Genomic DNA, 8,223 nt, shown 5'->3' on the forward strand with positions numbered 1-8,223 from the left:
GCGCATGTCGTGCTGGGCGACCTCACCATCGGCCAGCAGCAACTGATCGCCGCCGCCCGCGCCACGGTGCGCGGCACCAAGTTCCTGATCTTCGACGAACCGACGGCCTACCTCACCCGCAAGGAAGCCGACCAGCTGTTCAAGCTGATCCGGCGGTTGAAGGGCGAAGGCGTTACCATCATCTACATCAGCCACCGCATGGAAGAGGTGTTCGAGCTCGCCGATCGCGTCTCCGTGCTGCGTGACGGCACGCTGGTCGGCACCCGCAACATCGCCGAGACGAACGAGCCGGAACTGGTCAAGCTGATGATCAACCGCTCAATCGAGCAGATCTACCACAAGGAGCATTTCACGCCGGGCGCCACTATCGTCGAGGCGCGGAACCTCTCCGGCAAGGGTTTTGAGAATGTTTCGCTGGCCGTCCGCGCGGGTGAGATCGTCGGCCTCTACGGGCTGATCGGCGCCGGCCGCAGCGAATTCGTCACCACGCTCTACGGCCGCCACAGGAAATCCGCCGGCCAGATCCTGTGGCAAGGCAACGAAGTCCAGGTCAACTCCGAGCATGACGCGATCCGGCTCGGCATGGCGCTGGCGCCTGAAAGCCGCCGCGACCAGGGGCTGTGTCTCAACCTGCCGGTCGGCCTCAACCTCAACCTGCCGATCTACAAGCGCATCTCGAGCAACCTTCTGATTTCAGGTGCGAAGGAAAAGGCCGAGGCCGACCGCCAGATCGCCGACCTGCGCATCAAGACGCCGACGCGCAACGCGCTCGCCTCCAGCCTGTCCGGCGGCAACCAGCAGAAGATCGTCATAGGCAAGTGGCTGGCGCATGGTGCCAAGCTGTTCATCTTCGACGAGCCGACGGTCGGCGTCGACGTCGGCACCAAGGCCGAAATCTACCGCCTGTTCTCGACGCTTCTGTCGAAGGGCGCCGGCATCATCCTGATCTCGTCCTACCTGCCCGAGGTCTATGAGCTTGCCGACACTCTGCACGTCTTCCGGCGCGGCAAGCTGGTGGCCACTCACGGGTTCCGCACCGCCGAGCACGAGGAAATTCTCACACAGGCGCTCGCCGAGAAACAAGAAAAGCAGGGAGGACAAAAATGAGCACCGAGGCAATCCCCGCCGAAAAACCCAAGCGCAACTACAACGCCCTCTTCGGGCTGACGCTGTTGGCTCTGCTGGTCCTGCTGTGGGTCATCCTGTCGGTGGCCACGCAGAGCTTCGCCTCGGCCAACAACATCTCGAACCTGCTCCGCCAGGGTTCGATGATCGCCATCCTGGCGGTCGGCCAGACCTTCGTCATCATCACCGGCGGCATCGATCTTTCGGTCGGTGCGGTCGTCGGCTTCTGCACCGTGACCACGGCGATGCTGATCAATGCCGGCGTGCCGGTCTTCGTCGCTATCCTGCTGACCTTGCTTGTGGGCGTCGCCATCGGGATGTTCCATGGCTTCGGCATCGTCAAGATGGGCCTGCCGCCCTTCATCATCACGCTGGCGACGCTGACCTCATTGCGCGGCATCGGGCTGTTGATGACCAACGGCAATTCGATCTCGATCAACAACGACGCCTTCCAGGAATTCTCGCGCAATTCCTTTATCGGCATTCCCAACCTGTTCTGGATGGTGATCCTGGTTGGTGTCCCCGCCTATGTCTTTCTGCATCACAGTCGTTGGGGCCGCTATCTGTTCTCGGTCGGCTCCAATGCCGAGGCGTCCCGCCTGTCCGGCGTCAACGTGCAGCGCACCATCTACATGGCCTATACGCTATCCGGTCTGTGCGCGGCCTTCGTTGGTGTGCTGCTTGCCTCACGCATCGGCATCGGTAATCCGACCCAGGCCGAAGGCTGGGAATTGCAGGCGATCGCCTCGTCTGTGATTGGCGGCACCTCTCTGTTTGGAGCGGTCGGGTCGGTGCACGGACCGTTGCTTGGCGCATTCATTCTCGCCACCATCAACAACGGCGCCAACCTGCTCAACGTCAACGCGTTCTGGCAGCGCGTCATCACCGGCGTGCTGATCATCGTCATCGTCTACTTCGACGGCCTGCGCCGCCGGGGCAAATGAATCCTCCCTGAACTTCAGCGCCGGCCCCCGCATGCCGAGGCCGGCGCTCTTTTTTGTCTGGGTCTGATCAATGAAAGCTGTCGTCTGCCGTTCGCCCGGCGATCTTGTCCTCGAGGACCGCGCCGGTCCTTTGGCGCCGCCGCCGGGCTGGGCCCGGGTGAAGGTCAGCCATGTCGGCATTTGCGGCACCGACTACCACATCTTTGAAGGCAAGCATCCGTTCCTGGCCTATCCGCGCATCATGGGCCACGAGGTCTCCGGCATCGTCTCCGAGCAAGGCGAAGGCATCGCGATTCCGGTCGGCGAGCCTGTGATCATCAACCCCTATCTTTCCTGTGGCAAATGCATCGCCTGCCGGCACGGCAAGCCGAACTGCTGCATGAGAATCGAGGTGCTCGGCGTTCACCGCGACGGCGCCATGTGCGAGGAAATCCTGGTGCCCGCCGGCAACCTTTATCCGGCAAACGGCCTCTCGCTGGCTGACGCGGCTGCCGTCGAATTCCTGGCGATCGGCGCCCACGCCGTACGTCGCTCGCTTGCTCCTCCAGGCGCGCGCACCCTGGTCATCGGCGCCGGCCCCATCGGCCTCGGCACGGCGTTGTTCGCTCGCATCGCCGGTCTTGAGGTCAGCCTGCTCGACATGAGCACGGAACGGCTCGGCTTCGCAGAGCGTGAGCTGGACTTTGCTGTACTCGACGGCTCGAAGGCTCCGGCTGTCGACCTGATACGGCAGGCAACAGGCGGCGAAGGCTTCGACCTCGTGTTCGACGCCACCGGCAACACGCAGTCGGTGCAGTCGGCCTTCGCCCATGTCGCGCATGGCGGTGCGCTGGTGCTGGTGAGCGTCGTCAAGGACGACATCTCTTTCTCGGACCCGGAATTCCACAAGCGCGAAATGATGCTGATCGGCAGCCGGAACGCGCTCAAGGCCGATTTCGATCACGTCGCCGCCTCGATCCGCGGCAGTGCGGTTCCGCTGCAAAAACTCGTCACCCATCGCACGACGCTCGCCGGGACGTCGCGCGATCTCGCAACATGGGCACATGAGAAATCCGGCTTGATCAAGGCGGTTATCGAGGTCGGGTGAACACCTAGGCTAATCATTCGCCGACAGTTTGAGCTCCACCCGCTCCGCCGGAAACCGCGACTCCGCGAACTGGATCGGCTGGCCGTCGAGCGTCACGTTGACGGACATCGTCACCAGCACGATGGCGCCCGGCTGCAGGTCGAGATCGGCGAGATCGTCGGCGTCGGCATGACGCGCGGACAACATCGTCGAGTGTCTCAGGTAGTCATTGATGCCGAAGCGCTTGAGCGAGGCGGTGATCGAGCCGGTTTCGGCCATCGCCGTCTCTATGCCGGCGAAGCGCTTGGCGTCGAACCAGGTCGTCGCGCGCGATACAGCATGCCCGTCGGCCTCGCCCCGCGTCTCCAGGCGGATCACGGTCGATCCCCTGGCGATGCCCAGCGCCTCGGCGATGCGGCGGTTGGCGGGCTCCGTCGACGATGACTGCAAGGCGATGTGCCGTTCTGTCGTCTGCCCCTGGAGGCCCGTCGAGAAACGCGTTCGGGCGCCGATCGGATAGGATAGGCGCTTGCGCGACAAAACGAATGTGCCACGCCCCTGCTCGGCCCTCAGCACCCCTTCCTGCACCAGGGCGGCAATGGCGCTGCGCACCGTGTGACGATTGACGCCGTAACGCTCGGCCAGCGCGACTTCTGGCGGCAGCGCCGCGTTCTCAGCGAAATCGCCGCTCGAGATACCCTGCAATATTTTGTCGGCGATCTGCCGCCACAGCGACACGCCGTTGCGCCGTTCGATGCTGCTTGCCAGCCCAATCATCCATTGCCCCCAAGCAATTTTCCGAACCTGTCATCCACCCGTCATGGACTCTCGGTACGAGGTAAGTATAATTTGTATAGTTGTCTATATCAATAGACAAATTATCACCGGATGAGGAGCAGCTCCATGCGAGGACAGGAAGCGCGCGAACAAGCCGAGCGAAAGGCCATGATGGTGACGCTTTCGCACGCCGCAGCCGAGGAGATCACGCGGCTGTGGAGCGAAGCCGGCCTGCCTTCCGAAGCCGAGTTGCTGCGTGGTCCGGAGACCGGACTGGTTACCGTGCGCGGGCGCATCGGCGGCGGCGGCGCGCCGTTCAACGTCGGTGAGGCGACCGTGACCAGGGCGACCGTGCGGCTGCCTTCCGGCCAGGTCGGCCACAGCTACGCGCTCGGCCGCGACAAGAAGAAAGCCAAGCTCGCCGCGATCGCCGACGCGCTGTGGCAGGACCCGGCCCACCGCGAAGCGGTCGAGAAAAAGCTCATCGCACCGATGCGCGCGGCGCTCGAAGCCGAGCACGAAAAGCGGCGCGTCGAGACCGCCGCCACCAAAGTCGATTTCTTCACCATGGTGCGCGGAGAGGACTGATGCATATCGCCACGCAATCGATCGACGGCGGCTTCGCCGATCCGGTTTTCAATGCCCAGACGGTGTTCCGCGCCATCATGGATGCCATGGCCCGCCCGGGCAGCGTCCAGGCGCTGCCGCAGCTTGCCCATCCCACGGCGCCGCTGACCTCGACGGCTGGCGCAGCGGCGCTGGCGCTCTGTGACAACGACACGCCGGTCTGGCTCGACCCGCCGCTTCAGACCGAAGCTTCGGTGAAGGCCTGGCTCGGCTTCCATACCGGCGCACCCCTGGCCAACACACCCGCCGACGCGCATTTCGCGCTCATCGCCAACCCCGCCGAGATGGTTGCGCTGGACGGTTTTTCGCAAGGCACGCAGGAATATCCCGACCGCTCGACGACGCTGATCCTGCTCGTCGGCGATCTCACCTCGGGTCCGTCGCTGCTGCTGACCGGGCCTGGCATCGAAAAGGCCGCGATGATCGCGCCGACCGGCATGCCGCGCCATTTCGTCGAGCAGTGGAAGCAGAACAACCAGCGTTTCCCGCGCGGCGTCGACATCATCCTGGCAGCGCCCGGCAGTCTCGCCTGCCTGCCGCGCACCACCCGCATCAAGACGATGGAGGCATGACATGTATGTCGCGGTGAAGGGCGGCGAAGCCGCAATCGCCAATGCGCACCGCTTGCTGGCCGACCGCCGTCGCGGCGACCGCTCGGTGCCGGCGCTGCGCCTCGACCAGATCGTCGAGCAGCTGGCGCTCGCTGTCGACAGGGTGATGAGCGAGGGCTCGCTTTACGATCGCGAGCTTGCTGCTTTGGCCGTCGTCCAGGCCCGCGGCGACATGATCGAGGCGATCTTCCTGGTGCGCGCCTATCGCACCACGCTGCCGCGCTTTGGCTACACCAATCCGGTCGACACCGGCGTCATGCAGGTCGAGCGGCGCGTGTCGGCCACCTACAAGGACCTGCCTGGCGGCCAGGTGCTCGGCCCGACCTTCGACTACACGCACCGCCTGCTCGATCCGGAGCTTGCGGCCGGCGCCGAGGTCGAGGCGCCCGCGCAGCGTCCGGTCGAAGCCGAAGCCATGCCACGCGTCTCTTCGATCCTCGCCCATGAGGGTCTGATCGAGGCCGATGGCGACATGCCGCGCGACCATGTCGCCGGCGACATCACACGCGAGCCGCTGCAATTCCCGATGGCACGCGACATCCGCCTGCAGGCGCTGTCGCGCGGCGATGAGGGTTTCCTGCTGGCGCTCGGCTATTCGACGCAGCGCGGCTATGCCCGCAACCATCCCTTCGTCGGCGAGGTCCGCATCGGCGAGGTCGAGCTGGAGCTCGACGTGCCGGAACTGCCTTTCGCCGTGCCGCTCGGCTCCATCCGCGTCACCGAGTGCCAGATGGTCAACCAGTTCAAGGGCTCGGCCAAGGCGCCGCCGCAGTTCACGCGCGGCTATGGCCTTGTCTTCGGCCAGAGCGAGCGCAAGGCGATGGCTATGGCGCTGTGCGACCGGGCGCTGCGCGCGAACGAACTTGGCGAGGATATCGTCGCCGCCGCGCAGGACGAGGAATTCGTCATCTCGCATTCCGACAACGTCCAGGCGACCGGCTTCGTCGAGCATCTGAAGCTGCCGCACTATGTCGACTTCCAGGCTGAGCTCGACCTCGTGCGCCGCATGCGCGCCGAATACGAGGTGCGGGAAAACGAGGACAAGGCCGCGGAGGAAAAGCGGGAGGCCGCGGAATGACTTTAATGTCCGGAATGTCCGCCGCCGTCGAAGCCGCCAGTATAGTCGCTGGCGCTGAAGGTTTCTCCGTGCGGGGGATCTCTCGGCGCCGGAAGGAACATCTTCCGAAGCACGAAGGCTACAACGCCGGCGAACACCAGCAACAGCACTCCAAGATGCATCCAACCGGCAGAGGTCATTTGGCCTTGCTCCCGCGCTCTGGATGTCAATTCGATACCACAAAGTGGATGTGATCGCCATGACCGACATCGCCACCTACAACTTCGCCTATCTCGATGAGCAGACCAAGCGGATGATCCGCCGCGCCATCCTGAAAGGCATCGCCATCCCCGGCTACCAGGTGCCTTTCGCCTCGCGCGAGATGCCGATGCCTTATGGCTGGGGAACGGGCGGCGTTCAGGTCACCGCCTCGATCATCGGCCCGGATGATGTGCTGAAAGTGATCGACCAGGGCGCCGACGACACCACCAACGCCGTCTCGATCCGCGATTTCTTTAAGAAGGTCGCCAATGTTGCCGTCACCACCGAGACGGCCAAGGCGTCGATCATTCAGACCCGCCACCGCATTCCCGAGCAGCCGCTCACCGCGGGCCAGGTTCTCGTCTTCCAGGTGCCGATCCCCGAGCCGCTGCGCTTCCTCGAGCCGCGCGAGACGGAGACGCGCAAGATGCATGCTCTGGAGGAGTACGGCCTCATGCATGTGAAGCTCTACGAAGACATCGCCAGGCACGGCCGCATCGCGACCACCTATGCCTATCCGGTGAAGGTCGAGGGCCGCTATGTGATGGACCCCTCGCCGACGCCCAAATTCGACAATCCGAAGATGCACCGCTCGCCGGCCCTGCAACTGTTCGGCGCAGGTCGCGAGAAGCGCATCTATGCGGTGCCGCCCTTCACCAACGTCGTCAGCCTCGATTTCGAAGACCACCCCTTCGAGGTGCAGACCTTCGACCAGCCTTGTGCTCTGTGCGGCGCCGAGAATGTCTATCTCGACGAGGTCATCCTCGATGACCACGGCGGCCACATGTTCGTCTGCTCGGACACCGATCATTGCGAGAAGCGGCGCGCCGATGGCCATCATGGCCACCTTGCCCCCGAAACTCATGCTGTCACGGGAAACATGGAGCCGGCCGAATGACCGACGAACCGCTGCTGCGCGTCTCCGCGCTCTCCAAATTCTACGGCTCGCGTGTTGGCTGTGAGAACGTCACGTTCGACCTCTGGCCGGGCGAGGTTCTGGCTGTCGTCGGCGAGTCCGGCTCGGGCAAGACGACGCTGCTCAATTGCCTGTCGACCCGGTTGCTGCCCTCCTCCGGCACCGCCAGCTACCGCATGCGCGATGGCCAATGGCGCGAGCTCTACCGCATGAGCGAGGCCGAACGCCGCTTCCTGATGCGCACCGACTGGGGTTTCGTCCACCAGAACCCGGCGGACGGGCTGCGCATGACGGTGTCGGCTGGCGCCAATGTCGGCGAGAGGCTGATGGCAGTCGGCGACCGGCACTATGGCAAGATCCGCGCCACCGCGGTCGATTGGCTGTCTCGGGTCGAGATCGACGAGGACCGCATCGACGACGAGCCGCGCGCCTTTTCCGGCGGCATGCGCCAGCGCCTTCAGATCGCCCGCAACCTGGTCACCGGACCGCGACTGGTGTTCATGGACGAGCCCACCGGCGGCCTCGACGTCTCGGTGCAGGCGCGCCTGCTCGACCTGCTGCGCGGACTGGTCACCGACCTCGGTCTCGCCGCGATCGTCGTCACCCACGACCTCGCCGTCGCGCGGCTTCTGTCGCAGCGCATGATGGTGATGAAGGACGGCCGTGTCGTCGAAAGCGGCCTGACCGACCGCGTGCTCGACGATCCCCGCGCGCCTTATACCCAGTTGCTTGTCTCTTCGATCCTGCAGGTGTGATCATGGCTACGCCGCTTGTCGTCTCCGATGTCGCAAAGAGCTTCACCATGCATCTGCGCGACGGCGTCACGCTGCCGGTGGTGG

General features: G+C 64.5%; 10 protein-coding genes and 1 pseudogene. 9 read left to right on the forward strand and 2 right to left on the reverse strand.

Annotation, left to right across the window (positions count from 1 at the left end; all coding sequences use genetic code 11):
• The 3 genes from Q0L57_RS33770 to Q0L57_RS33780 all read left to right on the forward strand — a co-directional run.
• On the forward strand, positions 1-1,107 hold a 1,107-nt coding region (locus tag Q0L57_RS33770; protein WP_296747554.1), incomplete at its 5' end, for a sugar ABC transporter ATP-binding protein.
• Positions 1,104-2,069, forward strand: a complete 966-nt coding sequence (locus Q0L57_RS33775; RefSeq protein ID WP_296747556.1) for an ABC transporter permease — start codon at positions 1,104-1,106, stop codon at positions 2,067-2,069. The genes Q0L57_RS33770 and Q0L57_RS33775, both read left to right, overlap by 4 nt.
• A 70-nt stretch (positions 2,070-2,139) precedes the next feature.
• Entirely contained in the window at positions 2,140-3,156 is a 1,017-nt protein-coding gene (locus tag Q0L57_RS33780; protein WP_296747558.1) for a zinc-binding alcohol dehydrogenase family protein, read from the forward strand.
• Between the two features lie 9 nt (positions 3,157-3,165).
• On the opposite strand, the gene phnF is transcribed toward Q0L57_RS33780, so the two are convergent.
• Positions 3,166-3,912 carry a phosphonate metabolism transcriptional regulator PhnF gene (phnF, locus tag Q0L57_RS33785; RefSeq protein WP_296747560.1) on the reverse strand — a complete coding sequence of 249 codons (747 nt, stop codon included), beginning with the start codon at positions 3,910-3,912 and terminating at the stop codon, positions 3,166-3,168.
• Between the two features lie 126 nt (positions 3,913-4,038).
• On the opposite strand from phnF, the gene phnG reads away from it, so the two are divergent.
• Genes phnG through Q0L57_RS33800 form a run of 3 tightly spaced genes read left to right on the forward strand, consistent with a single transcriptional unit; the run spans position 4,039 to position 6,228 of the window.
• Entirely contained in the window at positions 4,039-4,500 is a 462-nt protein-coding gene (gene phnG / locus Q0L57_RS33790) for a phosphonate C-P lyase system protein PhnG (protein ID WP_296747562.1), read from the forward strand.
• A complete protein-coding gene (gene phnH, locus Q0L57_RS33795; protein WP_296747564.1) occupies positions 4,500-5,111 on the forward strand; it encodes a phosphonate C-P lyase system protein PhnH in 612 nt (203 codons plus the stop codon). The genes phnG and phnH overlap by 1 nt, the downstream gene beginning before the upstream one ends.
• 1 nt (position 5,112) lies before the next feature.
• A complete protein-coding gene (locus Q0L57_RS33800; RefSeq protein ID WP_296747566.1) occupies positions 5,113-6,228 on the forward strand; it encodes a carbon-phosphorus lyase complex subunit PhnI in 1,116 nt (371 codons plus the stop codon).
• A 2-nt stretch (positions 6,229-6,230) separates the two neighbouring features.
• Here Q0L57_RS33800 and Q0L57_RS33805 read toward each other — a convergent pair whose 3' ends face one another.
• The gene (locus Q0L57_RS33805) at positions 6,231-6,407 is read right to left on the reverse strand and encodes a hypothetical protein (protein WP_296747568.1); all 177 of its coding nucleotides are present in this window, start codon (positions 6,405-6,407) and stop codon (positions 6,231-6,233) included.
• 59 nt (positions 6,408-6,466) lie between these two features.
• On the opposite strand from Q0L57_RS33805, the gene Q0L57_RS33810 reads away from it, so the two are divergent.
• From Q0L57_RS33810 to Q0L57_RS33820, 3 genes and pseudogenes are all read left to right on the forward strand, one after another.
• Entirely contained in the window at positions 6,467-7,366 is a 900-nt protein-coding gene (locus tag Q0L57_RS33810) for an alpha-D-ribose 1-methylphosphonate 5-phosphate C-P-lyase PhnJ (protein WP_296747569.1), read from the forward strand.
• Positions 7,363-8,139 (forward strand): phosphonate C-P lyase system protein PhnK, encoded by a 777-nt coding sequence (gene phnK / locus Q0L57_RS33815; RefSeq protein ID WP_140544515.1) that lies wholly within the window; start codon positions 7,363-7,365, stop codon positions 8,137-8,139. Before Q0L57_RS33810 ends, phnK begins: the two co-directional genes overlap by 4 nt.
• 2 nt (positions 8,140-8,141) lie before the next feature.
• Positions 8,142-8,223, forward strand: a pseudogene (locus Q0L57_RS33820) (phosphonate C-P lyase system protein PhnL); the annotation flags it as partial.

It is taken from the genome of Mesorhizobium sp., from assembly GCF_024509055.1.
GTDB lineage: Bacteria > Pseudomonadota > Alphaproteobacteria > Rhizobiales > Rhizobiaceae > Mesorhizobium.